Below are 25,909 nucleotides of genomic sequence, written 5' to 3'. Positions count from 1 at the left end.
CAGCAGGAAGGCCGGTGCACAATTTTAAAATTTAATAAAATGAAGTTGTCAGAGAGAAAGAGCTGTGTTATATTTTAATTGATAATGATTATCAATATCATATACATAGGGGGATTATTTTGCGACATTCTAATAAAAGTCTGGTGCTTATCGTTTTCACCTTGGCTCTGGCTCTGCTGCTGGCAGCTTGCGGCCAGTCTGCTAATAACTCTGCAAACAATTCCGCTGCGGCAGCTGATGGCTCCGCTGCTTCTCCTGTAGCCTCTTCTACGGCGGCTCCTGCTGCAACAGCCGGCAGTGCGGATTCAACCGCTGATGTAGAAATGGTCACTTTCCAAGACGGTGTAGGAGAAGTTCAAGTACCCAAGAATCCGCAGAGAATCGTTGATACCACCGCTTTCTACACGGGTTATTTCCTGGCATTAGGCGTTAAGCCGGTAGGCGCCATGGAGGGGGCAATGGGCAATCCATATCTGGCCGGAATGCTCGATGGCGTGGAGTCGCTCAGTAATGATGTAACACCGGAGAACATCCTTGCCTTAGATCCTGATCTGATTATTGTATACACCGGCACGGAAGGCATCGACAAGCTGAAGGAGATCGCTCCGGTGGTGCAGATTCAATACGGCTCCAAGAACTATAAGGACCAGATGATGGACTTCGGTAAGCTAACGAACAAGAATGATGAAGCCAAAGCCTGGGTAGATCAGTGGGAAGCGAAGATTGCTGAACTGAAGCCGCAGGTACAAGCTGCCGTGGGTGACAGAACCGTATCCATCCTGAATCCATACGCCAAGGGATTGTTTGTATTCGGTCATAACTATGGACGGGGCGGCGAAATTCTGTATGGAGAATTCGGTTTGAAGGCTCCGGCAGAGGCCCAGAAAGAGGCAATCGACAGCGGCACGGGCTGGGCCTCCATCTCTCTGGAGAAGCTTCCGGACTTTGCCGGTGATATTATCTTCACTTGTCCATGGTCAGGGGATACTACAGATCCTAAGATTGTATATGACAATCCGCTTTGGGCAGGCCTGCCTGCGGTCAAAGCCGGCAACGTATTCCAGCTTAACCCGGATGCAGACACGTATAATGATCCGGTGTCCCTGGAGGCACAGCTGGATTTCATCACAACAAGCCTGCTGTCCGTGAAATAATCCATTATTGAAATAAGGAAGCTATCTGCAAATCTGCATATAAAAAGCTGCGCCGGTGTCAGATCAATATCTGATACCAGCGCAGCTTTTGTAATATTTAAGCTTGTGTATACAAAGTTATTCTACCGGCAGAGCCGTTTCCGAAGCTGTGGCATCAGCCAGCATCTGGCGGAGCACCGTCTGCAGGATACCGCCGTTGCGGTAGTAGTCGATGTCAACGGTGCTGTCGAGCCGGGCAATGACCGGGAAGTCGAACTGGGTTCCGTCTTCGCGGGTGGCGGTGACGGTCAGTTCCTGACCGGGTAGTACATAGTTGTCGAGACCGGTAATGTCGAAGGTCTCACGTCCGGTCAGGCCCATGCTGCTCCAGCCATGGCCTTCCTGGAACTGCAGCGGCAGTACGCCCATGCCGACGAGATTGCTGCGGTGAATCCGCTCGAAGCTCTCGGCGATGACGGCTTTGACTCCCAGCAGCAGCGTACCCTTGGCGGCCCAGTCACGCGAGCTTCCGGTACCGTATTCCTTGCCGGCAATGACGATCAGGTTCTGGCCGGCCGACTGATACAGCATGGATGCGTCATAGATCGACATCACTTCGTCGCTCGGCAGGAAGGTGGTTACCCCGCCTTCTGTTCCCGGAGCAACGGCGTTGCGGATCCGGATGTTGGCGAAGGTACCGCGCATCATCACTTCATGGTTCCCGCGGCGCGAGCCGTAGGAGTTGAAGTCCGCACGTTCTACGCCATGGTTACGCAGATATTCTCCGGCCGGACCGGAGGTGGAGATATTCCCGGCTGGTGAGATATGGTCGGTGGTGACGGAATCGGCCAGCAGCGCCAGAACACGTGAGCTGCGGATATCCTTGATGTCGCCGATACCGTCTGCCAGATGCTCGAAGAATGGCGGATTCTGGATGTAAGTGGAATTATCATCCCATTCATACAATTCGCCTTCCGGTACCGGAATGGAATTCCAGCGCTCATTAGCCGTGAAGACATTCTCATATTTGCTGCGGAACATTTCCGGACTGAGCGAGAGTCCTATAGCTTCGCGGATCTCTGCAGTAGTAGGCCATATATCGGCCAGGAAGACAGGCTCGCCCTGCGGATCGTAACCCAGCGGCTCCGTCTTCAGGTCAATATTAACGGTACCAGCGAGCGCATAAGCTACCACAAGCGGCGGTGAAGCCAGATAGTTGGCTTTGACCTGGGCATGTACGCGGCCCTCGAAATTACGGTTGCCGGATATAACAGCGGCAACGGTCATATCATGTTCTGTAATGGCCTGGCTGACTTCATCCGGCAGCGGGCCGGAGTTGCCGATACAGGTGGCGCAGCCGTATCCGGCCAGATAGAAGCCCAGCGCTTCCAGCGGCTTCAGCAGATCGGCCTTTTGCAGATATTCCGTAACGACCAGCGATCCGGGCGTCAGGCTGCTTTTGACATAACCGGGTTTGGTCAGTCCGCGTTCCACAGCCTTCTTGGCGAGCAGTCCTGCTCCCAGCATAACGCTTGGGTTGGAGGTATTCGTACAGCTGGTAATGGCGGCAATTACAACGGCTCCTGTGCTGAGCTTGCTGGTGCTGCCGTTCTTGTGCTGCACTTCCACGACTTCGGCAATCTTCTCATCACTGAGTCCATAGCCGCCCTTGTCGACAGGTGTGCGGATGATTCCTTCAAAATTCTCCTTCATATGGGTCAGCTCGACCCGGTCCTGCGGGCGTTTCGGTCCAGCCAGGCTGGGCACTACAGAGGCAAGATCCAGCTCGATGATATCGCTGAACTGAGGGTCCGGCGTACTTGCGGTGCGGAACATCCCCTGTGCTTTGTAGTAATCGCCTACCAGCTCAACCAGCTCATCCGGGCGTCCGGTGCTGCGCAGATAGGCCAGCGTCTCGTCGTCTACCGGGAAGAAGCCGACGGTTGCCCCATATTCAGGCGCCATGTTGGCTACGGTCGCGCGGTCCGCCAGACTGATATTAGCCAGGCCAGGACCGTAGAATTCAACAAATTTGCCGACTACGCCTTTCTTGCGCAGCATTTGGGTAACGGTCAGGGCCAGGTCGGTAGCAGTGGCGCCTTCCATCAGACTGCCGGTCAGCTTGAAGCCAACGACATCCGGTGTCACGAAATAAAGCGGCTGTCCGAGCATGCCTGCTTCCGCTTCAATCCCGCCGACACCCCAGCCGACCACGCCAAGGCCGTTGATCATTGTGGTGTGGGAGTCCGTTCCAACAAGGGAATCGGGGTATACGACCGTTTCGCCGTCAATAGTCTTGGTAGTGGCTACAGAAGCCAGATACTCCAGGTTAACCTGATGCACAATCCCTGTTGCCGGGGGAACTGCGCGGAAGTTGTTAAAGGCAGTCTGCGCCCAGCGCAGGAAGCGGTAACGTTCCTCGTTACGCTCGAATTCAACGTTCATATTATATTCCAGTGCGTCGGCAGTTCCGAAGGCATCGACCATAACCGAGTGGTCAATAACCAGGTCAACCGGCACAAGCGGATTAATCTTCTTAGGGTCGCCGCCGGCTTTCTTGACGGTGTCGCGCATGGCGGCAAGATCAACGACTACCGGTACACCGGTGAAGTCCTGCAGTACAATCCGGGCCGGAATGAAAGGGATTTCTTTATTACGGTCAATGCCGCCGGACCAGCCGGCCAGCTGCTTCACATGCTCTTCTGTAATTGCCCGTCCGTCATACTGGCGGACAGCAGCTTCAAGTAATACCTTAATGGAGAATGGCAGGGATGAAATGTCGCCCGCGCCTTGTTCTTCCAGCGAGTTCAAATGATAGTAGCGATAAGTTTTGCCGCCTGATTCCAGGTTCTTAGCCAGTGAGAAATGGTCCTTGCTTGGCATATATGCGCCTCCTCGTTTCATCTGGTGAAACTACATTTCATAATTCCTATACTCTAAGTATAACGGTTGCAAAGAGGGGAGTAAAGTTTTTTTTCCTTCTTCATGGCAGGTTTGTAAGAGGTTGAAACTGCGGTGAATTAGCGAAAATTCCGTTCATTCAGAAATTTATATGCTACATGCTGCAAAGCCGTTTCTTCATATTTCCAGCCATGCCTGGAGCGGATGGTCTCCCGGATTCAATTGTAGTTAAATCGTTCCCGTCCTGTATAGCGGCAGGCAATCCTTCATATACATAGGACTACATAGGACAGCAGCCAAAATGGCAAAGGGAAACGGCAGGCCGCCCTTCAAAAGGACAGCACAGCTTCAGCGAGAAATAGAAGGATAATTTATAGTGCCAGAGCCTATAAATTCTTATATTTGAACGAAAGGGCGGAGAATGAATGGAGCAGCAGTGGAAGAAAAGTCTCTATGTCTATGTGGATCAGCTGAACAAGGGGCGGGTTGCACCTGGAATTGAACCGCGCCAGACCACAATCAAGGATCCGCGGTTCCTGGACGAACAGCGAATACGCTTCCGCCGTATTGCGCAGTGGTACAGCCGGCGGGGGATCACTCCGCTGCGCGGGGAAACAGGCGTCAGGACGCTGCGTACCGTGCGGCAGAATCCCGCCGAGGTGGTCGCCGATGTGGCACTGCACAGCGCATTCTATTATGAGAAGGGCGGAATGACGCACCGCGAGGATGTGATTGAGTCCGAACGGCTGACCTTTGTGCGGAAGGGTGGAGACTGGGAGATAATCAACGTGGAGCGCAGTGTTCCCGAGCGGAATGCAGTGCGCAAAGTGGTGGAGACTGAGCCTGCCTTGCGGTTATCGCAGTGGGGGGAGGTGCTGCCTGCACCACGGCCGTCCCAGCCGCTGCTGAACCGCAGGGTCCTGCGCGGAGTGAGCAGCGCAAGGGAGGTCCGCTACCGCCGTGAAGAGGCGGCGGCATATGCCGACCGCTGGTGGAAGGACGGCAATCCGGAGTTCGAGATTTTCGAGGTGGACTGCACCAATTATGTCTCCCAATGTCTCTTTGCAGGGGGAGCACCTATCAACTATACTGGTAAAAGAGAAACGGGCTGGTGGTACAAGGGCTACAATGGAGCACAGGAATGGTGGAGCTTCAGCTGGGCGGTCTCGGACAGTCTGCAGCGTTATTTGAGCGGCAGCCGCAGCAGCGGTCTGCGCGCTGAAGTTGTCGAGCGGCCGGAGCAGCTGATGTTAGGCGATGTGATCCAATACGACTGGGACGGCAACGGACATTACCAGCACAGCACGATTGTTACCGCCTTTGATGCGGGAGGCATGCCGCTGGTGAACGCCCGGACGGTCAGCAGCCGCCACCGCTTCTGGGATTACAAGGATTCCTACGCCTGGACGGACCGCACGGCCTACCGTTTTTTTCATATTAATGACTACTTATAATTCAGAAAGAGGTTAGGGCATGGGGAACGCTAAATTGACCGTAGGACTGGTGTACGGCGGCAAATCCGGAGAGCATGAGGTATCGCTCCAGACGGCTTATGCGGTTATGAACGCTTTTGACTACGATAAATATGAAATTATTCCATTCTACATTTCCAAACAGGGAGTGTGGAAGGTAGGGGCAGCCCTGGAGGCTCCATTCAGCGGAATTGAAGAGCTTAAGCTGTCCGGAGCTTCCGGTGATATGGGGATGGCCCTGAACGCGTTGTTCAGCGGTCTCGGCGGCGGAGATTCCATTGTGGATGTGATGTTCCCGCTGCTGCATGGCACGAACGGGGAAGACGGCACCATCCAGGGGCTGTTCGAAATGGCGAATATTCCGTACATTGGCGCAGGCGTGCTGGCTTCATCGGCAGGTATGGATAAGGTTGTCATGAAGAAGCTGTTCGGCGAGGCAGGGCTCGAGCAATGTGAATATTGTTATTTCAATGCTGCGAACTGGAAAAGCAAAAGCCATGAGCTGATCGTTGGTGTAGAGGATAAGCTGGGGTATCCGGTATTCGTGAAGCCGGCCAACCTTGGCTCCAGCGTAGGCATCTCCAAAGCAGCCGACAAAGAAAGTCTGATCAAGGCTGTTGATTATGCCTTCCGTTATGATACCAAGGTCATCATCGAGGAATTCATCGATGCCCGTGAGGTAGAAGTTGCCGTACTTGGCAATGAAGAGCCAGAAGCCTCAGTTCCGGGTGAAATCGTCTCTTCCGGCGAATATTATGATTATGCGGCCAAATACACAGACGGTAAATCGCAGATGCTGATCCCGGCACCTGTCGATCCCGAGGTGGCAGACCGCCTGCGCGAATCGGCACTGCTGGCTTTCAAGGCCATTGAGGGCAGCGGGATTACCCGGGCCGATTTCTTCCTGCGGAAGTCTGACGGCAAAATTCTCATTAATGAAGTGAATACAATGCCCGGCTTCACCCCGTTCAGCATGTATCCACTGCTGTGGCGCGAGACCGGTGTATCCTACCAGGCGCTGCTGGACCGGATGATCGGGCTGGCGCTGGAGCGGTACCAGTTCAGACAAGGGCTTAAGTACGATAACGAATAACATATGGTGATCGGCGGGAGCATTCCGGCCGGGAAGGAGAGAGAAGCATGGGGTTTCAATCAGAATTCAATTCAGTGTGCAAATTCAAGAATGAACAGGAGCTATATGAGCTGCTGGAGTACGGACGAACCAAAATGGTGAAGCAGGGCTTCCGTGTATACCCGACCGGCCAGAAGGTCATCGCCTACAATCCGGAGAATGTTGCTGTAGCGATCGTCAAAATTTCGGCTTCCATTGCTGAAATTAACTTCCAGGGCAATGAGGTTACAGCTGTGGAGATGGATCTGGTACGCAAGCTGAATGAGGAAGAGTCGCGGGTACAGACGGCTCTTGCCTACGAAATGTTCTTCGGAGAAGAAGGATGATTGTCCGCTTCGGCTATGTCGCCATGTCTACCGTCATCCCGGACTGCTCACCCTCTAAGACAATGACTATGGCAAGCTTTAACAAGCTGGGCGACCGGGAAGCCGGATTGCGTAAGCTGGAGTCAATCGCACGGATCAATCTCCATAATACACTCCGCCTGCTGAAGCATAATGCGGGCTCGGATATTATGGTCTACCGCCTGACCTCCAAGCTGATTCCGCTGGCGACCCATCCTGATCTGGCGGATTGGCATCCGCTGTCTGCACTGGCGGAGGAGTTCGCTGAGGTAGGCACTTATGTGAAGAAGCACGGCATGCGGGTCAGCTTTCATCCGGACCATTTCACGGTCCTGAGTACTCCGCGCCCCGAGGTGCTCGCAAGCTCGATCCGCGACCTGCAGCATCATGCCGATATGCTTGAAGCCATGGGGCTGCCGGCAACCGCCAAGAGCAATATTCACATTGGCGGTGCTTATGGGGACAAGCCTCTGTCTGCGGCGCGTTTCTGTGAGCAATGCTCCGCGCTGCCGCTTGCACTGCGGGAACGGATGACGCTGGAGAATGACGACAAGACGTTCAATGCGGTGGAGACACTGGAGGTTAGCCGGAGCCTGGGACTGCCGATGGTGCTGGATATCCATCATCAATGGGTCAACAACGAAGGTGAGCTCCCCTGGGAGCTGTGGCCGGAGATCCAGAAGACATGGACAAGCAGTCTTGCCCTGAAGGATGTCCTGCCCGGGGAAGTGCTGCCACCGAAGATTCATGTCTCCAGCCCGCGCAGCCCGTCCGATCCGCGTAGCCATGCCGACGGCGTGGAGCCGGCTCCGCTGTTTGCTTTTCTGAAGCGGATCGCCGAAGGTACTCCGGCAGTGGATGTCATGATCGAAGCGAAGCTTAAGGACGGAGCCTTGTTTGGCCTGATGGAGGCCATGACGGAGCTTGCACAGGGCGGGAACGGAATTACGGTACTAAACGGAGCCAGCGTGAATATACAAGCATAACAGGCAACAAACAAGGGGATTAGGCCTTATTACGGTGCCAGTATTGACTTGATAAGTGGGCTGAAATAGGGTACGTTGAATGAAAGTTGAGCAGCAATTTGACGTCCTGCGCGTAACAGAGTTCCATGGGAGAACGATCATGCTCAAAGAAAGCGGAGTGAAGAGATGAGTCCTGTAAGTCCTGATAACCGAAATGAACGGGAACCCTATGTAGTTACAAGCAAGGGACATACGGCGGCGGCAATTAATGCTGCAGCTAAAGCGGGGGAATGGATCAAGAGCAGACAAGGCCAGGTGAAGGAGCTGGGCAGCAAGACATCCGCCCAGGATCTGGTTACGGAGGTCGATAAAGGTGTGGAGCAAATGATCCGCCGGCTGATCCTGACCCATTATCCCGACCATGCCATCCTTGGGGAGGAAGGCGTTCAGCCGGGAGCGGACGCGCTGACTGCCGCTCTGGATGAAGCGCGGGAGCATGAGTATTTGTGGATCGTTGATCCCATTGACGGGACTACCAATTTCGTACACGGCTTTCCTTTCTACTGTGTCTCAATAGCCCTCGTCGTTAAGGGGGAGCTGACAGTTGGTGTCATTTATGATCCGATCCGTGACGAAATGTTCGTTGCCGAGAAGGGCAAGGGTGCGTATATGCACGGGATTCCAACCGCTGTGTCAGCGGAGACGGAGCCTGGAAGCAGTCTGATTGCCATGGGCTTCCCGCCGGACCGTGTATTCGCCCAGCCTGCCAATATGGCCGGACTGCAGCAGATTCTGCCGCAGGTGCGCGGCGTTCGCGCCGGTGGCTCGGCAGCGCTGCACCTGGCGTATGTTGCGGCAGGCCGGGTGGACGGCTACTGGGAAGTGGGCCTGAGTCCGTGGGACTGTGCGGCAGGCGTGCTGCTGGTGCTGGAATCCGGCGGGAAAGTCACTGATACCCAGGGCAATCCCTACGATATCAGTACACGCCATGTGGTGGCGAGTAATGGACGGATACATGATTATCTGGTGAACTCCCTGCAAGCAGCTGATGCCACGGGATTCAAGCAGCAGTAAGGAGGCGGCATTGCCATGAGTGACAATGATGATCTGGAGCGCAGACTGAGTGAGCTTCTGGAGGATGGCGAGATGGAGCCGGATGACCGGCAGGCCAAGGAAATCCGCCAGATTTCGCCCAAGTATGAGATCCGGATACAGACTACGCTCGATCCTATAGTTGAAGAAACGCGCCGATACCGCAAAATCGCTTACGAATTGGACAGCCGGTATGATAAATATGTACAGCGTTCTGAACAAATCAGCGGCCCGTCTAGCACGGGCGGCCATAAGAATTCTACAGAATCCGGCAGCGGAGAGCAGTAAGCCGCAGCGGGCCTCAGGAGCGGTTTTCCGAACAATCGGGAAACCGCTCTTTTGCGTAGCGTGGCTGGGTGTTAGAATGGAATTATACTAATTTAGGGGGAATACGATGCTGAAGACATGGAGAAGATTCATATCAGCCGGAACTAGCGGGCTGCTGCTGTTCGCTGTATTAATTAATGTGCATGCAGGCCCTGCCGGTGCCGCTGCAGCAGCCGTTACGCCGGACTCGGAGCAGGATGTCTTTCGCATCGTGGCACTTGGAGATTCCATTACTGCCGGATATGAGCCGGGGATGACTGATTCCAGTGTGAAGCCGTACGGATATGCCGAGAGATTACTGGAGCAGGGCTGGTATCACGGCAGAAGCACGCTAAGCAATTACGGTATATTAGGTCTGAAGACATCCGGATTGCTTCAGTATACCGCCTCCATCAAAGACGGCATCGCAACTACGGCAGAGGCAATCCAGCCGGGGCTGCCTGATCCGCGCATCGCCCAGTTTGCCGCTATGACGCCGCAGATTAGAACGGAGCTTGCTGCAGCGGATTTGATTACGATCACTATAGGCGGCAATGATGTCAGCAGTCTGTTTCTGAATGTTAAGACACTAACGGAGGCTGACTTCACAGCCCAGCTTGCGGAACGCCTCGCGGCGTACAGCAGCAATGTGAAATCGGCGCTGGACAACATCCGGGCCGTGAATCCCCTGGCAACGATTCTGCTGGCCGATCAATATCAGCCTGCTCCCAGAATTGCCCTGGGCGCTTCGTATGACAAGCTGATGAGTGCCGCTGCGCAGTTTACAGTAGCCGCTGAGAATATCGCAGCTACCCTGAACCAGGCGGGAGCGCCTGTAAAGGCAGCCCATGTAGCCGCCAAGTTTGCCGGTGTAGAGGGTTCGCTCACCCATATTATCGGGGCTGGAGCGGCAGACTTCCATCCGACGCAGCTGGGCTATGAACGGATTGCCTCGGTGTTCGCAGAGCTGCAGTGGGGGGAGTACCTTACTCCGGCAACGGCAGTGATGACTTCAGCCTCCGCACCGATGTCAATTGTAGTGAAAGGGACCACGCTTAACACGCCCAATAAGCCCATTCTGAAGAATGGACAGAATTTCCTGGCGCTGAAGGACATTCTGAATGCGGTAGGCGCAACCGGTAAATGGGATAACAAAACCTCCAGCGCGACGATTATTTACGGCGGAAGAACCGTGGTGATTACGATTGGCTCGAAGACGATTAAGGTGAACGGAACGGATGTGGCGATTGATACCCCGGCATTCCTGCACAAGGTCGGCAAAGAGGATAAAACGTACCTGCCGCTCGCTGCGCTTGCTACCGGGCTTGGCTTCGATGTGAATTACAGCAGCAAGCTGCGGACAGCTTTCATTAATCCATAATCCAGCATAATATATCAATATTGCATAATAAAATCAGGCCCGTAAGGCAAAGGTGGATGAACGCAGTTGTCTAGTACAAAATATAATGCCGAATATATAATCACGATGGATGATATCGTGCGTGAAGGGGATCCCGTACTCCGTGCGGTAGCAGAACCCGTGCAGCTGCCGCTGCAGGAGGAAGACCGCGAGGCGCTGAAGTGTATGATGCAGTTCCTGAAGAACAGCCAGGATGCCGAAATGTCTGCCAAACATAAGCTCCGTTCAGGGGTAGGCTTATCCGCCAATCAGGTGGGGCTGAAGAAGCGGATGTTCGTGATGTGCCTGAAGGACGATAACGGCAAGAATGTAGAGTATACCTGGGTGAATCCCAAGATCATCAGCCATTCTCTGGCAATGGTGTATTTACCGGAGAGCGAAGGCTGCCTGTCCGTGGACCGGCCTGTACACGGCTTTGTGCCGCGGTATGAGACCGTGAAGGTTCGGGGGTTTGATCTGAACGGTCAGGTGATTACCCAGAAATTCAAGGGTTATCAGGCGATCGTGATTCAGCATGAGATGGATCATCTGGACGGGATCATGTTCTATGACCGGATCAATCAGCAGAATCCGTTCAAGCTTCCGCAGGATGTGGAAATCCGCAGCCTGTATGAACAGAAGAGCAAGGGGTAATGATGGATATTCAAGGATTGCCGCTAACCCTTCTATATACAGGATTGGCACTAGTCATTGCGCTGGTTTTTGTCTACAGGATTAGAAAAGGTACATTCCACAAGCACATCATGGCGCAAGCGGCCATCGTTGTAAGTTATGTGGTTGTCGCTATTGCGGGAGGCAGTATGCCGCTCGCTGTAAGGCTGGTGACCCCGCTCGCGGTTGCTGCGCTGTTCATGTATGGACAGCGCAAGAGCGGCGGGAGCTGATCATCTCAACCCTGAAATCGGGAGTGAAGCGGTTTGGAGTGGAACAGAATAGCGATAAGAGGGTTGCAGAATGTATACAACGATGAAGCGAAACAGATTGATGAGCAGATTCTAAGATTAGTACAGCAGAGGAAGTCGGTCGCGGAAGGACAACAGCTGTTTCCGGATCCGGAGATGATACAGCAATGGTCCGATGAACTGGGGCTGGAGCTTTCGGAAATATCGCTTGTACTGGGCAGCTTGAATGAATCGGTGCCCAGACGCCACTTTTGGGAAGAGCCGGGTGAATTGCGCGGAGTGCTTCCGATCATGAAGACAACACGGGATGGGGATTTCGAATATGCTCTTACTCATTCCATGCAATATGAGAACCTGAGTATTCTCTCGGTCGAGATCAAGTGCCTGACAGCGACCGTAGAAAGCGTCAGCATCGAAGCCCCTCTTACACTCGCAATTCTGGGAGAGGCTGAATATGAGGTGCAGATGCATGGTGGCCGTGGCGGCGGTGCCCAGGTAGAGATGCGGTTTCTAATTTGGCCCCCGCTGTCGGAAGCGCTGGATTCCATTGAATTCTCACTGGTCCCTGACGGCAGAGGACTTAGACGTCCGCGCCATAAGGAAGTCACTCTGGACAAGCGGATTGATTTCTAAGGAACCTGCACGGTATATTGGGTGTGAAAAGAGGCTGGCCCCATTGGGGCCAGCCTCTTTATCTAGAGTTTCTTACAGCTGTTGCTGCTCCGCTGCCATAGCCGCGAACGAGGCCTCTGCTGCCTCCAGCGTAATATCGATGTCGGCGTCCGTATGGGCAGTGGTCAGGAACCACGCTTCATATTTGGAAGGCGCCAGATTAATGCCGCGGTTCAGCATATGGCGGAAGAAGCTGGCGAACATTTCACCGTCGGTATACTGCGCTTCATCGTAATTGGTAATCGGATGATTGCAGAAATGCGTCGAGAATGCACCGCGTATCCGGTTGATGGTCAGTGGAATGCCGTGCCGTCCGGCAGATTCCTGCAGCCCTTCAGTCAGGCGGATAGCGAGCCGTTCCATCTCGTCATACACACCCTCGGCACTCAGCACCTCAAGGCAGGCAATCCCTGCCGAGATCGAGGCTGGGTTACCAGCCATCGTTCCGGCCTGATATGCCGGACCCAGCGGAGCGACCTGCTCCATGACATGCTTACGTCCGCCGTAAGCGCCGATAGGCAGCCCGCCGCCGATGATTTTGCCCAGTGCGGTCAGATCGGGAATGATATCCTCATGGCCCGCAAGACCTGCATAGGTCTGGGTGGAGCCGTAATGGAAACGGAAAGCGGTGATGACTTCATCATAAATGACAAGTGAGCCGTTCTCATGCGTCAGCTTACACAGGCCTTCAAGGAAACCGGGGTGCGGCATGACCATGCCGAAGTTGCCGACAATCGGCTCGACCATAACGGCAGCCACATCTTCGCCCCACTGCTCAAGCGCCGCGCGTAGCCCATCCAGATCATTGAAGGGTACAGTGATGACTTCCTGGGCGATGCTGGCCGGAACGCCTGCACTGTCAGGGATGCCCAGCGTAGACGGTCCTGAGCCTGCGGCTACAAGCACAAGGTCGGAGTGGCCGTGGTAACAGCCGGCGAACTTGATGATCTTGCTGCGCTTCGTGTAGGCACGGGCCACGCGGATGGTCGTCATAACGGCTTCTGTACCAGAGTTGACGAAACGTACCTTGTCCATGGAGGGGATAGCTTCCTTCAGCATTTTGGCCAGCCTGATTTCAAGCTGGGTTGGCGTGCCATAGAGCAGCCCATTCTGTGCAGCCTCTGTAATGGCAGCGGTGATATGCGGATGGGCATGTCCGGTAATGATCGGGCCATAGGCGGCCAGATAATCAATATATTCATTGCCGTCCTCGTCCCAGAAGCGGGAGCCTCCGGCGCGTTTCATGAATACGGGAGCGCCGCCGCCTACGGCCTTGAAGGAACGGGAGGGGCTGTTGACGCCCCCAACGATATGCTGCAGAGCTTCCTGGTATAAATGTTCTGATGTGCTGCGGTTCATGGAATAACATCCTTTCGTATGCCGGAGGCGCAAGGGAAAGGGCGAACTGGCGGTGTATCCCGCTGTCCGCCCGCCCCTGTGTGCCAAGCATGGTTATATTGTATTCTAGTTAGATCCCGGTGTAGCCGAAGGGCTGCTGCCCGGGGAAGCCTCTGCTTCAGGAGTCGGAGTAGGATCCGGCGCAGTGACTGTATCCTGCACGAACTGCTTCAGATCTTCATCACTGGTGAAGCCGATGACCTGGGAGCCATCCTTGGTGGTTTTCTCTCTGATCAGCTCCATCGGCGGGATTTGCGCACTGCCGCCCATGGAGCTGTCATAGCCAACGCTCCCCAGCTTCCACATATCACTTAAGGTAAGATTGGTATCAATATAAGGCGTAACCTCTGACAGAATCGTGGGCAGCTTAATAATAGAAGTGGTACTGATCACCTTGTCCGCTACAGCCTTGAGGAATCCGCGCTGGCGTTCCGTCCGGGTGAAATCGGAAGTGGCGTCATGGCGGAAGCGCACGTACTGCAGCGCCATATTGCCATCCAGGTGCTGGAAGCCTTTTTTGAGATCAATATCGAACTCAGGCCCGTCCGCCTTGGAAGTATAGTGCATGTCTTTCTCAACCTCATAGTCGACACCGCCAACGGCATCTACAAGCTTCATGAAGCCCTGGAAATCGGTATACACATAATATTGAATCGGGATGCCGAGCAGGTCGCTTACCGTCTGCATCGCCGTATTGGGTCCATAGGTAATTGCAGCATTGATCCGCTGTGTCCCGTGGTCAGGGATAGGGATATAAGTATCGCGAAGAATGGAGAACACATAGAATTTTTTCTTGACCGGGTCTAATGAGGCAACCAGCATGGTATCCGAACGTGGAACCTCGCCTTTCTTCACCCCGCGCGCATCGACACCCATAAGCAGGATGTTCACTGGCTCTGTACCTTCCCATTCGGGGGGCTGAACAGTTTCCGCCGAGGCTGTTGGCACATTGGCAAACGGAGAATCTTCACCTGTCTTGTGCAGGTTGTCGAGCTGGTTGTAGATCGCGGTGAAATAATAAACCAGACCTCCGATAATTAGAAGGAGTATGATTGCCAGAGTCCAGAGCAACGTCTTCTTTTTTGATTTGCCGGCTTTTGCGTGCCGGTTCTTTCTTGGCGGCATTTCGTTCGTCCTTTCCGGTTCACATTCTCTACATTATAATTTCTTTTGGGAATACACGCAATTTCCGAATCATCAGCCATATCCATAAGGAGTGAACATTAAATGAATATCAAGCTTGGGCAAGCGGTCCCGGACTTCACGCTCCCCGCTTCCACAGGGCAGGAAATCAGCTTAAGCCAGTATCGCGGCAGGAAAGTCCTGCTCTACTTCTATCCCAAGAATATGACACCCGCCTGCACGCAGGAAGCCTGCGATTTCCGTGATGCCCATGACAGGGTTACAGCCCATGGAGCGGTCCTGCTGGGAATCAGCTCGGATAATCTGGCCTCACACGGCAAATTTATCGCGAAGAACGGTTTGCCATTCCCCCTGCTGTCCGATGAGGAGCATAAGGTAAGCGAATTATTCGGAGTGTGGCAGCTGAAGAAGCTCTACGGCAAAGAATTTATGGGCATTGTGCGCTCCACCTTCCTGATTGACGAAGAAGGAATTCTGATCGCGGAATGGAGAAAAGTCCGGGTCAAGGGCCATGTGGAGGCCGCATTAGAACAAATCGTGAAATAATTAAGTATGCTAGGAGTTAATTGTATTTGTCTGTTACTTTTTTAACAGCTTTGGTCAGCCTCTCTCATGATATAGTTGCCTCATATTACTTCAAATTTGGAGCAAGGCATGGGGGATAGCATGAAAATACTGCGTATTGGGCTTGACGTCGGATCAACTACGGCCAAATTGGTTGTTATGCAGCGGGATACAATTATTTATCAAGATTATGTGCGTCATTTCAGCGATATAAAAAAAGCAGCGCTATCTCTCCTGTCCGATGTACAGGACCGGTTCCCGGATAGCGAAGCAGCACTCACTGTAAGCGGCTCCTCCGGTTTATCACTATCCAAACTGGGGGAGATTCCGTTTGTCCAGGAGGTCATTGCCTGCACCAAGGCGATCAGCGAACGGATTCCGCAGTGCGATACAGCGATTGAGCTTGGCGGTGAAGATGCCAAGATTATCTATCTCAGCGGCGGGATTGAGCAGCGGATGAATACTGCCTGTGCTGGCGGTACCGGAGCCTTCATCGATCAGATGGCCTCGCTGCTGCAGACCGATCCCGGCGGGCTCAATGAGCTTGCAGTGAAGCATGAGCGGATCTATCCGATCGCTTCACGCTGCGGGGTATTTGCCAAGAGTGATGTGCAGCCGCTGCTTAATGAAGGGGCACGCCGCGAGGATGTGGCGGCCTCCATCTTCCAGAGCATTGTGAACCAGACGATCAGCGGACTTGCCTGCGGACGGCCGATCCGCGGCCGTGTGGCTTTTCTGGGCGGACCGCTGACGTTCTTGTCTGCACTCCGCGACCGTTTTGCGGATACGCTGGGACTTAAGGAAGGCGACATACTGTTCCCGGAGCATTCACAATATTTTGTAGCGATCGGTTCGGCGCTTGCGCAGTCGGATCCCCTGTTCCTGCCGCTGTCTAGCTGGATCTCGCGGATTGCTTCCGTGGACTTCTCGCTGGACCGTGCGGAGGATGCCGAGCTGGCACCGCTGTTTGAGACTGCGGATGATCTGGCGCAGTTCAGACTCCGCCACGGCCAAGCGACAGCACCGCGTTCCGAGCTATCCGCCTATCGCGGACCTGTTTATCTCGGCATTGATGCCGGCTCTACAACGACAAAGCTGGTGATTACCGGTTCGGCGGATGAGATTCTATACACTTCCTATGGAAGCAATAAAGGCAACCCGCTGCAGTCTGTCACGGATGCGCTGAAGGAAATCTACCGGATTCTGCCGGAGGGCTGCTACATCGCCGGAGCTTATGCTACCGGTTACGGCGAGGGATTGGTCAAGGCCGCACTGCGGACAGACGGCGGCGAAGTGGAGACGGTAGCGCATTATAAAGCGGCCTCCAAATTCATGCCGGAAGTAGACTTTATCCTCGATATCGGCGGCCAGGATATGAAGTGCATCAAGATCCGCGGCGGCGCTATCGACAGCCTGATGCTTAATGAAGCCTGCTCGGCAGGCTGCGGCTCCTTCCTGGAGAGCTTCGCTTCCGCGCTGGAGCTTGGCATTGAGGAGTTCGCCCAATCGGCGCTCGAATCCGTCAAGCCGGTGAATCTCGGTTCCCGCTGCACCGTGTTCATGAATTCCAAGGTGAAGCAGGTACAGAAGGAAGGCGCGTCTCTGGCGGATCTCTCGGCCGGACTTGCCTATTCAGTTATCAAGAATGCCCTGCAAAAGGTAATCAAAATCCGCAATCCTGAGGATTTGGGCCGCAACATTATTGTTCAGGGCGGCACTTTCTACAATGAAGCCGTACTGCGGGCCTTCGAGCAGCTGACCGGGAGAACCGTGGTCAGACCTGATATTGCCGGCGTTATGGGCGCCTACGGCTGTGCGCTGATTGCCAAAGAACAGGCTGGCCCGGAAGGGATTAGCACTATTCTGGGACCCGAAGAGCTGGAGACATTCCAATATTCAGTCTCTCCCGGCCGCTGCAGCCGCTGTGCCAATAACTGCGCGCTGACCATCAGCCGCTTCCCGGACAAGAGCTTCCACGTGACCGGGAACCGCTGCGAGCGCGGGGCAGGCGGCAAGAAAGAGAAGAATACGCTGCCGAATCTGATGCAGTATAAATATGAACGTTTCTTCGACTATGAGGGATTGCCTGAAGAAGCGGCGGTACGGGGCACGGTCGGAATTCCACGGACGATGAATATGTTCGAGAATTATCCGTTCTGGCATACCTTCTTCACCTCTCTGCGCTACCGGACTGTACTGTCGCCGAAGTCCACCAAGAAGCTGTATGAGAGCGGAATGGATACCATTCCGTCGGAATCCATCTGTTATCCGGCCAAAATGGCTCACGGGCATGTGCAGAGTCTGATCGGCAAAGGTGTCGACTTCATCTTTTATCCGGCGGTTGTCTTTGAGAAGAAGGAGGATGAAGCCGCCCAGAATCATTTCAATTGCCCGGTGGTTGCCTCTTATCCGGAGGTAATCCGCAACAATATGGATGGGTTGAAGGAGCAGGGGGTTCCTCTAGTCAGTCCGTTCCTGACCTTCGATGATATTCCGGCGCTGACGCGGGTGCTGGTGAAGACCTTTGCCGATGTTCCCAAGGAGGAGATCGCTGCAGCTGTACAGGCGGGACTTGCGGAAGCCGATCAGGCGAAGAATGATGTGCGTACGAAGGGTGAAGAAACGCTGGTCTTCCTTACGGAGACAGGGACGAAGGGGATTCTGCTCTGCGGACATCCGTACCACGCTGATCCGGAGATCAATCACGGCATTGCCGATATGATCACCGGCATGGGTCTTGCAGTGCTGACCGAGGATTCGGTCTGCCATCTGGACCACAGTGAAGGAGACGTTGGCGTAGTCAACCAATGGACCTACCATGCGCGGATGTACCGTGCGGCCCGGCTGGCTGCGGGAAGAAACGATCTGGAGCTTGTCCAGCTGACTTCCTTTGGCTGTGGTATTGATGCGATCACCTGCGATGCCGTTCAGGAGATTATGGAACGCCACAATAAGGTCTATACGCTGATTAAGATTGATGAGATCAGCAATCTGGGGGCCGCACGTATCCGTCTGCGTTCCCTGCTGGCAGCTATGCGTGAGCGGGAGCAGGGGGATGTGCAGCCTCAGCTGCTGTATAAGACGCAGGCAAATGTGCCGTTCACGAAGGAAATGAAGGAAACCTATACCATTCTGGCTCCGCAGATGTCACCGATCCATTTCGAGCTGTTTGAACGGGTGTTCCAGGATGCAGGCTATCGTCTGAAGATCCTGGAATCAACCGGACCGCAGGAGACCGAGGAAGGTCTAAGGTACGTGAACAATGATGCCTGTTATCCGGCGATTGTAACCATCGGGCAGATGCTGTCCGCGCTGAAGAGCGGGGAATACGATCCGGACCGGACTGCCGTAATCATGTCACAGACCGGCGGCGGCTGCCGGGCGACCAATTACATCTCCCTGCTGCGCAAGGCACTGAAGGATTCGAATCTGGGGCAGATTCCGGTTATTTCACTGAATGCATCCGGCATGGAGAATCAGCCGGGCTTCCGGATCAGCCTGAAGCTGGCGAACCGCCTGATTGCTGCGGCCTGCTACGGTGATCTGATGATGCGTCTTCTGCACCGCTTCAGACCGTATGAGACCGTTCCGGGAAGCGCGGAAGCCTTATTCCGCAGCGGAATGGAGCGCTGCAAAAAAAGCCTGTCGAACTTCTCGTTCCGTGAGTACAAGCGGCTATGCCGTGAGATCGTCGCTGAGTTCTCACGGCTTGCGGTTAACCCGGCAGTGAAGCCGAAGGTGGGCATTGTCGGTGAAATACTGATCAAATTCCATCCGGACGCCAATAACCGCATTATCGATATGATTGAGGCAGAAGGCGGAGAGGCTGTAATGCCGGATTTCCTGGACTTCATTTTCTATTGTGTCTATAATCCGATCTACAAAGCCGAGCAATTCGGCAAAAGCAAACGGCTGGGATATATTAATCCCATGCTGATCTCGTATCTGGAGATTTACCGCAAGCCGGTCAAAGTGGCGCTTGAGCAAGCCGGACTGGCCAAAGGCCGGGAGAATATTTATGGGCTGGCCGAGAAAGCAAGCCGCCTGGTCTCTGTAGGCAACCAGATGGGCGAAGGCTGGTTCCTGACAGCGGAGATGATGGATCTGCTGGATAATGGCGTGAACAATATCGCCTGTATTCAGCCATTTGCCTGCCTGCCGAATCATATTACCGGCCGGGGCATGATTAAAGGTCTGAAGGAGCTGTATCCGGGCGCGAATATCGTTGCCATCGACTATGATGCCGGGGTCAGCGTCGTTAATCAGGCTAACCGGATCAAGCTGATGATGTCAATTGCCAGCGGGCTTGCGAGCGGCAAACAACCGTCAGCAGAGGAAATCGCACGGCTGCAGCCTACTTTAACTGGCACTGTGGGCTGCGGGATATAAGCCCAGTGATGCTGTAAAGTTCTTCATATGCCAAAGAGCGGACTGGATTAACCTCCGGCCCGCTCTTTTTAGATTCATCCGCTTTCTGTGGCGGAACTCCCGTAACTCTTCATAAATTCCTGCCCATAATACAACAATTCCCTCCTCCTATCGGCTCAAAACCAGAATTGTTGTATAAAAGGCAGCATTTCACCTTTTTCAAGCAGTTCAGCAGGATTATTCTTGCATTTCATACAACAATTCTCCCGATCACCCCGCAATCCATGAATCAAAGTTGCAAAACGTACAACATTTATGTCTACAGAGTTTCCTAAGAAGTCTCCATTCGGCTGCTAAATTATGCCGTGTGGCAGGCATCAGCACCAGTCCGGCAAGGGTCTTGCCGCCCCAGTAATCGAGTAGCCACTGCTCGGTTTCCAGGACGGCTTTTTCCTCCAGCACCCTGCTGAACTGCGCCGGAGTGGCTTTGCGCCCGAATTGCCCCGGCTGCACAGCGGAAATGATGGAGCGTGTTCTGATTGCTACAGCACGCCGGTATGCCGCTAATGCCCCGATATTCACCTCTGCACTGAATGCAGCCACTTCCTGATCACTCATTCCATTACCGGAGTGGATGAGAGGGGTCTGCAGGCTCTCTGCATAGTGCTCTGATTGAAGCACCTGCGCACGGTCTGCACCAAGGATGTTCATGGTGATGTCCTCGATCCGCGCGCTGTGCCATATATGCCAGACTATAGAATTACGGCTGCCGGGCGTATGAACAGGATAGCTGCGCAAAGTAGACTCTAACAGATTGTTCCATAAGGAATCCTCGAAACTAGGCTGTTCCCCGCTGCTTATGTCTGCAGCATACAGGGCTGAATGCAGCCTCAGGAATAAAGCGGCAGCTTCAGCATGCGCTTCAGGCTTTACGATGATCCCCGACAAAAGCTTATGGTCCCCGCTCCAGCTCTTACGTTGTTGCTCCAGACTCATTTGTTTTCCCCGCTTTCCGTGTAATTCATATTTTGGACCCGGGAAGTCCACAATAAACGCAAACTTTTGCCGGTGGCATCCCGGTAGGAGTGAAAGAATAATTACTTTTTCAGAAAATTTCTGCAAGTTATTGACGAATAAATAGGTAAATAGTAAAATAGTTCGTATGCGAAGTATTATTTTATATTGGGCGATTGGAGGGATTGGGGTTGGAGGAAAAGGAAAAGCAATTGGACGATATTCTGTCCTCTTTCCGCTGCATCAACCATAATTTCCAGCAGCTTTTGTGGAAGGACGCAGAAGAGCTGAAGATTACATCCACCCAGCTAATGGTATTGCGTAAGTTATCGGCACATCCCGATATCGGTATCACTGAGCTTGCAGACCTGCTGCATCTTGGCAACAGCGCGGCAAGCGGAGTGGTGGACCGGATGGTGAAGGCTGGACTGATTACCAGAGAACGCTCGCAGAGCGACAGACGTATATTTAAGCTGGCGATGACCGATAAGGGCAAGGAAATCCGGGAGTTAAGCAAACAGTCTCTGCGCAGGTATCTGCAGCCACTGGCTAATATACCTGCTGAGGATGCCGGAGAACTGCTGCGGTTGCATGGTGAAATCATCAAAATTCTAGAACAAGGGAGAGACAAAAAGAAGCTATGAGTACAATTACTGCAGACACTGCATCGTCCAAGACGATCCGCAGAGGCCCGATTATCGCAGCGCTCCTGATCGGCGCCTTCGTGGCGCTGCTGAATCAGACACTGATGAATGTGGCGCTGCCCAAAATGATGGAGGACCTGAAGATCGCCGCCAATACGGCACAATGGCTGACTACAGGGTTCATGCTGGTTAATGGTGTACTGGTGCCAATCAGTGCTTATCTGGTAGAGAAATTTACGACCCGCCAGCTCTTTACGACGGCGATGATGCTATTTTCCATAGGTACACTGGTTTGTGCAATAGGATCAGGCTTTGAAATGATTATGGTCGGCAGAGTTATCCAGGCGGTAGGTGCCGGGATTCTGATGCCGCTGATGAACATTGTGTTCCTGCGCATCTTCCCGATTGAAGAACGCGGCAAGGCCATGGGACTTATGGCGGTTGCGATGATTTTTGCTCCGGCAGTCGGACCTACCTTGTCAGGTTGGGTGGTTCAGAACTACTCCTGGCGCGTGCTGTTCTACATCGTGCTTCCGCTGGCGATCTTCTCGATGCTGCTTGGCATGAAGACGATGCAGAATGTAGGCAAACTGACTTCTCCGAAGCTGGATAAGCCGGGTGTGGTTCTTTCGACGCTGGGCTTTGGCGGCTTGCTGTATGGCTTCAGTGACGCCGGAACGGACGGCTGGGGCAGCACCACGGTTATCCTCTGTCTGATCCTGGGTATTGTCTCCCTGGGGCTGTTCGTATGGCGTGAGCTTACAGCGGATAAGCCGCTGCTTGAATTCCGCATTTTCCGCTACAACATGTATTCACTCACTACAGTAATTAACATTATTGTGACTATGGCTATGTACGCAGGTATGATCCTGCTGCCGATTTATCTGCAGACGATCCGCGGATTTACACCTATGGAATCGGGACTGATGCTGCTGCCGGGTGCGATCCTGATGGGTATTATGTCTCCGATCACCGGAATTATATTTGATAAAATCGGTGCAAGATGGCTGGCGGTTATCGGCCTTGCCATTACAGCTATTACGACCTGGGAATTCAGCCAGATCAGCGACAGCACAACCTATACACATCTGATCCTGACTTATACTGCGCGGATGTTCGGGATGTCCATGCTGATGATGCCAATCGTAACTGCCGGCCTGAATCAGCTGCCGCAGCGTTTGGCTTCGCACGGTACGGCAATGTCCAACACCTTGCGGACCGTAGGCGGTGCACTGGGTATGGCGCTGTTCGTCAGCCTGATGACCAACCGTACGAAGAGCAACATTACCGATGCACTGACAAGCGGTGCGGTATCGCAGACCGATAAGGCGGCGATGCTTAAGCTTACGCAGGAAGCAACGATTAACGGGATTACTCATGCGTTCACTGTAGCTACCTGGGTGACAGTTCTTGCCCTGGTGCTGGCGTTGTTCATCAGAAAGACTTCTCCGCAGCCGGATTTCCTGAAGACGGAAGAAGAGGATGCAGTACAGCCGCAGCCTAACAAGGTGAAATCGCAAAGAGCTTAATTTAATGAACAAGCTATTATTTTAAAAAAGGGACTATCCGCAAAGCCGTAAAGGTTTTGCCGGGTAGTCCTTTTGTTGTCCGTTTACAGCCTCAGCTAACCCCGGCTCCCGTGCTCCAGCGCTTAAGCTGCGGCAGGGAATACCCCAGCATCTGGCGGGCGGCAGCTTCATCCATTCCTTCCTCCACCAAGTACCCGGCACAGAGATCGGTCATCTCCTGCAGAGTGATGTCCGGCTGCTTGAATTCACCGTGCTCATAACAGTAGATACAATACTCCTCCGTTTTGTTGCCTTCCTTGTCGCTGCCCTGCAGCTCAGTTTCGTTAACCGGCATTCCGCAGCTTTGGCAGAACAAGCCCTCCGTTTGTTTCGTTGACGCCGTTTCCATAGTGCACACTCCTCAGGGTTCTGGTTCAGGCGGTGTTGCCGCCTTTTCCGGTCCAGTATAAGCCGGCAAACCTGACAGCATAGATTCAGGTTCATGTGCGGGTTATGGAAAAAAGATAGCATTCCCTTCTTTATTCAGCAGGGTGTGCCGGCTGCGGCTGCGGGAGGCTGGAGGCGTATTTGGCAGCAACGCCTCCGGCCAGCTCGCCTATTCTCCGGCGGATATGTTCCGGCTCAAGCACCTCCAGCACGGTTCCGAAGCTTAGCAGGAAGCCGTACAGCCAATCGTTCTCGGGATAACTTACGGTAAGGGTATACCCGCCGCTGCTATCCTGCTGAAGCTCCTCAGAGTCGAAATACTCTTCCGCAAGATGCCTGCCTTCCGGTGCAAAGTGCAGCCGGATCGGCTGGATATGCTGCGGTTCTTTCCAGCCGTCCGTCCAGGGCAGCTCCTTCAGCGGAAGATCCTGGCGGGTATAATGCCGCTTCTCCTTCACCAGCGCTTTCATCCGCAGCAGCTTGAAGAGCCGGAAATCCCGGCGTTCTGTGCAGAAGCCGTATAAGTACCAGCTTTGTCCTTTGAGTACAAGGGTGTAGGGTTCAACGGTACGCGTGCTTGCCCGGCCTTCGGCCGAGATATATTCGAAGGCGATGACGGTATTTTCCTCCAGCGCCTCTTTAAGAAGGCTGATCCGCTCCTCCAAAGGGCCCATCAGTCCCCAAGGGGAGAGATCAACGATCATCTGGGTGGTTTTGCTGCGGAAGGCGGCAGTCTGGGAAGGCGGGATCACACTGCTGATTTTCTCCATTAACAGCTGGTGCCCTTCACCGCCATAAGAAGAGACGCTTTGCAGTGCGCCGAAGATATCGGCCAGCTCACGCTCAGACAGAACATTGCGGTCCAGCCGGTAGCCTTGCATAAGGCCGATACCGCCCCCGGCCCCCTGATATGTGACGACGGGAATACCTGCGGTATTAATGCTGTCTATATCGCGGTAGATGGTGCGTACGGAGACTTCGAACATATCGGCCAGCTCCTTGGCCTGAATCAGCGGGCGGTTCAGCAGCAGGATGACAATGGAGAGGAGACGGTCTATTTTCACAGAAATGCACCTGCTTTCTTTCAGGTTAATGGTCTAAGCTTAGCAAATTGTCTGAAATAAAGCATTGCTCCAAATTGCATGTTATATTATCATCTAATTAGATATTTATATAATTTAATGAGGGGCTAATATTATGAGCACAAATGCAGGATCACTTGCGGGATGCAATAAAGGCTATCAAAGGCTGTTTGCAGCCGGGTTAATCAATGGTATCGGCGACCGTTTCAGCAGTATTGCTATGCTGGCCCTGGTTCTTCATTTGACCGGGTCGGGTATGGCCGTAGGGATATCGCTTGGCGTGCGGGTGCTGCCTTATCTGTTCATGGCACCGCTTGGAGGGTTACTGGCTGGCAGACTGCCGCGCACAACAATCATGATGGCTGTGGATTTCCTGCGTGTCCCGGTAGCCTTGTCCTTGCTCTGGGTAGACGGGGAGCATATGCTGTGGCTGGTGTATGCCGGCAGCTTTGTGATGGCAGCGGGTGAAGCCATCTATAGTCCGGTGCGCAAATCTTCCATCCCGCTGCTGGCAGCGCCGGAGGATTTGCTGCGGATCAACGGGCTGGAACAGCTTTTGAACGGCTGCGTGCTGATTCTTGGCGCCTTTACGGGAGGGATTGTCTCGCTGTATTTCGGTCCGGACATGGCCTTTGTTATGAATGCTGTGTCGTTCCTGGCGGCCGGACTGCTGATAAGGGGGATTCATTATCCCAAGCAGGCACTTGCCGGAGACGCCGGCCGGGAGTCAACACCGCATGCTGAAGGCGGAAACCATACCATAGGCTTGTCTGTCAAAAGGACACGGCGGCGGGCGCTGCGCACAGTCCTTGGAGGCAGTCTGGCACTGCAGATTGTGCTCTGTTATGAATTGCTGGTGCCGGTGATCAATGGCTGGGATAATGTGCTGATCAGCGTATATGCTGTGCAGGTATTTCATGCGGGAGACAGCGGAGTGGGGGCGTTCTACGCAGCACTTGGCATCGGGCTCAGCCTGAGTTTCTTTGCCGGGCGTTTATTCCGCAAAAGGCTCTTAGCGGTAGCACTGGGCGGTCTGCTGCTCGAGGGCATTCTGCTCATGATGATTAGCAGCAGCGGTCATTTCGCTGCAGCATTTCTGCTGTACATTCTGTTATCGTTGGCCGGAGGGATTGGCAATGCCTGTCTGGATACGCTGGTGATGAGAGAAACGCCGCCTGCGCTGCAGCCGGCCGTATTCGGCCTGCTGGCGGCAGTAAGCGGAACCTTGCTGGGTCTGTCCATGCTAGGGGCAGGCTGGATGCTTGATGATGTGGAGCCCAGAATGCTGGGATTCGCGGGCGGGGCAGGTTTTGCTGCGATTGCGCTGCTGCTGGGAGGTTATTACCTGCTGCGCAGCAAATGGAATAAGCGGTACAGGGAGTCCCGGCCTTAATGATCTGAA

At 53.9% G+C, this 25,909-nt stretch carries 22 protein-coding genes; 16 read left to right on the top strand and 6 right to left on the bottom strand.

Annotated features, from left to right (window positions below; all coding sequences use genetic code 11):
- Positions 1–119: 119 nt before the first annotated feature.
- Positions 120–1,154 (top strand): ABC transporter substrate-binding protein, encoded by a 1,035-nt coding sequence (locus tag GC101_RS27620; protein ID WP_171719944.1) that lies wholly within the window; start codon positions 120–122, stop codon positions 1,152–1,154.
- 117 nt (positions 1,155–1,271) lie between these two features.
- On the opposite strand, the gene acnA is transcribed toward GC101_RS27620, so the two are convergent.
- Positions 1,272–4,016 (bottom strand): aconitate hydratase AcnA, encoded by a 2,745-nt coding sequence (gene acnA / locus GC101_RS27615; RefSeq protein WP_171719943.1) that lies wholly within the window; start codon positions 4,014–4,016, stop codon positions 1,272–1,274.
- A gap of 443 nt (positions 4,017–4,459) precedes the next feature.
- On the opposite strand from acnA, the gene GC101_RS27610 reads away from it, so the two are divergent.
- The 10 genes from GC101_RS27610 to GC101_RS27565 all read left to right on the top strand — a co-directional run bounded on the left by GC101_RS27610 (position 4,460) and on the right by GC101_RS27565 (position 12,300).
- A complete protein-coding gene (locus GC101_RS27610) occupies positions 4,460–5,488 on the top strand; it encodes an amidase domain-containing protein (protein WP_171719942.1) in 1,029 nt (342 codons plus the stop codon).
- Positions 5,489–5,507: 19 nt separating this feature from the next.
- Positions 5,508–6,599 (top strand): D-alanine--D-alanine ligase, encoded by a 1,092-nt coding sequence (locus GC101_RS27605; protein WP_171719941.1) that lies wholly within the window; start codon positions 5,508–5,510, stop codon positions 6,597–6,599.
- 47 nt (positions 6,600–6,646) lie between these two features.
- Positions 6,647–6,964 carry a hypothetical protein gene (locus GC101_RS27600; protein WP_039308646.1) on the top strand — a complete coding sequence of 106 codons (318 nt, stop codon included), beginning with the start codon at positions 6,647–6,649 and terminating at the stop codon, positions 6,962–6,964.
- Complete coding sequence (gene uvsE / locus GC101_RS27595) at positions 6,961–7,968, top strand: UV DNA damage repair endonuclease UvsE (protein ID WP_171719940.1); 1,008 nt, start codon at positions 6,961–6,963, stop codon at positions 7,966–7,968. Before GC101_RS27600 ends, uvsE begins: the two co-directional genes overlap by 4 nt.
- Positions 7,969–8,133: 165 nt before the next feature.
- The gene (locus GC101_RS27590) at positions 8,134–9,021 is read left to right on the top strand and encodes an inositol monophosphatase family protein (RefSeq protein WP_171719939.1); all 888 of its coding nucleotides are present in this window, start codon (positions 8,134–8,136) and stop codon (positions 9,019–9,021) included.
- Positions 9,022–9,036: 15 nt separating this feature from the next.
- Positions 9,037–9,327 (top strand): hypothetical protein, encoded by a 291-nt coding sequence (locus GC101_RS27585; protein ID WP_171719938.1) that lies wholly within the window; start codon positions 9,037–9,039, stop codon positions 9,325–9,327.
- Between the two features lie 106 nt (positions 9,328–9,433).
- Entirely contained in the window at positions 9,434–10,726 is a 1,293-nt protein-coding gene (locus tag GC101_RS27580) for a stalk domain-containing protein (RefSeq protein WP_171719937.1), read from the top strand.
- Positions 10,727–10,831: 105 nt separating this feature from the next.
- Complete coding sequence (gene def / locus GC101_RS27575) at positions 10,832–11,398, top strand: peptide deformylase (RefSeq protein WP_042140716.1); 567 nt, start codon at positions 10,832–10,834, stop codon at positions 11,396–11,398.
- Positions 11,398–11,649 carry a hypothetical protein gene (locus tag GC101_RS27570; RefSeq protein ID WP_171719936.1) on the top strand — a complete coding sequence of 84 codons (252 nt, stop codon included), beginning with the start codon at positions 11,398–11,400 and terminating at the stop codon, positions 11,647–11,649. The genes def and GC101_RS27570 overlap by 1 nt, the downstream gene beginning before the upstream one ends.
- A gap of 33 nt (positions 11,650–11,682) precedes the next feature.
- Positions 11,683–12,300, top strand: a complete 618-nt coding sequence (locus tag GC101_RS27565; RefSeq protein WP_171719935.1) for a hypothetical protein — start codon at positions 11,683–11,685, stop codon at positions 12,298–12,300.
- A 72-nt stretch (positions 12,301–12,372) separates the two neighbouring features.
- On the opposite strand, the gene GC101_RS27560 is transcribed toward GC101_RS27565, so the two are convergent.
- Positions 12,373–13,698: a glutamate-1-semialdehyde 2,1-aminomutase gene (locus tag GC101_RS27560; protein ID WP_171719934.1), complete on the bottom strand. Its 1,326-nt coding sequence runs from the start codon at positions 13,696–13,698 to the stop codon at positions 12,373–12,375.
- A gap of 105 nt (positions 13,699–13,803) precedes the next feature.
- Positions 13,804–14,862 (bottom strand): LCP family protein, encoded by a 1,059-nt coding sequence (locus GC101_RS27555; protein WP_042133356.1) that lies wholly within the window; start codon positions 14,860–14,862, stop codon positions 13,804–13,806.
- A 102-nt stretch (positions 14,863–14,964) separates the two neighbouring features.
- Between GC101_RS27555 and bcp the strand changes: the two genes are divergently transcribed.
- Positions 14,965–15,426: a thioredoxin-dependent thiol peroxidase gene (gene bcp / locus GC101_RS27550; RefSeq protein WP_039308628.1), complete on the top strand. Its 462-nt coding sequence runs from the start codon at positions 14,965–14,967 to the stop codon at positions 15,424–15,426.
- A gap of 120 nt (positions 15,427–15,546) precedes the next feature.
- On the top strand, positions 15,547–19,833 hold the full coding sequence (locus tag GC101_RS27545; protein WP_171719933.1) for a 2-hydroxyacyl-CoA dehydratase: 4,287 nt from the start codon (positions 15,547–15,549) through the stop codon (positions 19,831–19,833).
- A 249-nt stretch (positions 19,834–20,082) separates the two neighbouring features.
- Here GC101_RS27545 and GC101_RS27540 read toward each other — a convergent pair whose 3' ends face one another.
- Positions 20,083–20,808 (bottom strand): DinB family protein, encoded by a 726-nt coding sequence (locus tag GC101_RS27540; RefSeq protein ID WP_216626770.1) that lies wholly within the window; start codon positions 20,806–20,808, stop codon positions 20,083–20,085.
- A 209-nt stretch (positions 20,809–21,017) separates the two neighbouring features.
- Between GC101_RS27540 and GC101_RS27535 the strand changes: the two genes are divergently transcribed.
- Both GC101_RS27535 and GC101_RS27530 read left to right on the top strand, forming a co-directional pair.
- Entirely contained in the window at positions 21,018–21,470 is a 453-nt protein-coding gene (locus GC101_RS27535; RefSeq protein ID WP_039310060.1) for a MarR family winged helix-turn-helix transcriptional regulator, read from the top strand.
- Entirely contained in the window at positions 21,467–22,999 is a 1,533-nt protein-coding gene (locus GC101_RS27530; protein WP_171719932.1) for a DHA2 family efflux MFS transporter permease subunit, read from the top strand. Before GC101_RS27535 ends, GC101_RS27530 begins: the two co-directional genes overlap by 4 nt.
- 91 nt (positions 23,000–23,090) lie before the next feature.
- Here GC101_RS27530 and GC101_RS27525 read toward each other — a convergent pair whose 3' ends face one another.
- Together GC101_RS27525 and GC101_RS27520 are read right to left on the bottom strand one after the other, a co-directional pair.
- Complete coding sequence (locus GC101_RS27525) at positions 23,091–23,387, bottom strand: zinc ribbon domain-containing protein (RefSeq protein ID WP_171719931.1); 297 nt, start codon at positions 23,385–23,387, stop codon at positions 23,091–23,093.
- Positions 23,388–23,517: 130 nt separating this feature from the next.
- A complete protein-coding gene (locus GC101_RS27520; RefSeq protein WP_171719930.1) occupies positions 23,518–24,489 on the bottom strand; it encodes a WYL domain-containing protein in 972 nt (323 codons plus the stop codon).
- A gap of 133 nt (positions 24,490–24,622) precedes the next feature.
- Between GC101_RS27520 and GC101_RS27515 the strand changes: the two genes are divergently transcribed.
- The gene (locus GC101_RS27515) at positions 24,623–25,900 is read left to right on the top strand and encodes an MFS transporter (RefSeq protein WP_171719929.1); all 1,278 of its coding nucleotides are present in this window, start codon (positions 24,623–24,625) and stop codon (positions 25,898–25,900) included.
- Positions 25,901–25,909 lie beyond the last annotated feature (9 nt).

Origin of the sequence: Paenibacillus phytohabitans, from assembly GCF_013141775.1 — a bacterium.
In the GTDB taxonomy this organism is placed as follows: Bacteria; Bacillota; Bacilli; order Paenibacillales; family Paenibacillaceae; genus Paenibacillus_AQ; species Paenibacillus_AQ phytohabitans.
The sequence above is the reverse complement of the archived record's forward strand: the minus strand, read 5'-3'. Positions and strand labels throughout refer to the sequence as shown.

What these genes read in the sequence shown, in the direction of transcription:
- acnA (WP_171719943.1), bottom strand. Translation starts at nt 4,016, where the DNA reads ATGCCAAGCAAGGACCATTTCTCACTGGCTAAGAACCTGGAATCAGGC.
- GC101_RS27610 (WP_171719942.1), top strand. Translation starts at nt 4,460, where the DNA reads ATGGAGCAGCAGTGGAAGAAAAGTCTCTATGTCTATGTGGATCAGCTG.
- GC101_RS27605 (WP_171719941.1), top strand. Translation starts at nt 5,508, where the DNA reads ATGGGGAACGCTAAATTGACCGTAGGACTGGTGTACGGCGGCAAATCC.
- GC101_RS27600 (WP_039308646.1), top strand. Translation starts at nt 6,647, where the DNA reads ATGGGGTTTCAATCAGAATTCAATTCAGTGTGCAAATTCAAGAATGAA.
- uvsE (WP_171719940.1), top strand. Translation starts at nt 6,961, where the DNA reads ATGATTGTCCGCTTCGGCTATGTCGCCATGTCTACCGTCATCCCGGAC.
- GC101_RS27590 (WP_171719939.1), top strand. Translation starts at nt 8,134, where the DNA reads ATGAGTCCTGTAAGTCCTGATAACCGAAATGAACGGGAACCCTATGTA.
- GC101_RS27585 (WP_171719938.1), top strand. Translation starts at nt 9,037, where the DNA reads ATGAGTGACAATGATGATCTGGAGCGCAGACTGAGTGAGCTTCTGGAG.
- GC101_RS27580 (WP_171719937.1), top strand. Translation starts at nt 9,434, where the DNA reads ATGCTGAAGACATGGAGAAGATTCATATCAGCCGGAACTAGCGGGCTG.
- def (WP_042140716.1), top strand. Translation starts at nt 10,832, where the DNA reads ATGGATGATATCGTGCGTGAAGGGGATCCCGTACTCCGTGCGGTAGCA.
- GC101_RS27570 (WP_171719936.1), top strand. Translation starts at nt 11,398, where the DNA reads ATGATGGATATTCAAGGATTGCCGCTAACCCTTCTATATACAGGATTG.
- GC101_RS27560 (WP_171719934.1), bottom strand. Translation starts at nt 13,698, where the DNA reads ATGAACCGCAGCACATCAGAACATTTATACCAGGAAGCTCTGCAGCAT.
- GC101_RS27555 (WP_042133356.1), bottom strand. Translation starts at nt 14,862, where the DNA reads ATGCCGCCAAGAAAGAACCGGCACGCAAAAGCCGGCAAATCAAAAAAG.
- bcp (WP_039308628.1), top strand. Translation starts at nt 14,965, where the DNA reads ATGAATATCAAGCTTGGGCAAGCGGTCCCGGACTTCACGCTCCCCGCT.
- GC101_RS27545 (WP_171719933.1), top strand. Translation starts at nt 15,547, where the DNA reads ATGAAAATACTGCGTATTGGGCTTGACGTCGGATCAACTACGGCCAAA.
- GC101_RS27540 (WP_216626770.1), bottom strand. Translation starts at nt 20,808, where the DNA reads ATGAGTCTGGAGCAACAACGTAAGAGCTGGAGCGGGGACCATAAGCTT.
- GC101_RS27530 (WP_171719932.1), top strand. Translation starts at nt 21,467, where the DNA reads ATGAGTACAATTACTGCAGACACTGCATCGTCCAAGACGATCCGCAGA.
- GC101_RS27525 (WP_171719931.1), bottom strand. Translation starts at nt 23,387, where the DNA reads ATGGAAACGGCGTCAACGAAACAAACGGAGGGCTTGTTCTGCCAAAGC.
- GC101_RS27515 (WP_171719929.1), top strand. Translation starts at nt 24,623, where the DNA reads ATGAGCACAAATGCAGGATCACTTGCGGGATGCAATAAAGGCTATCAA.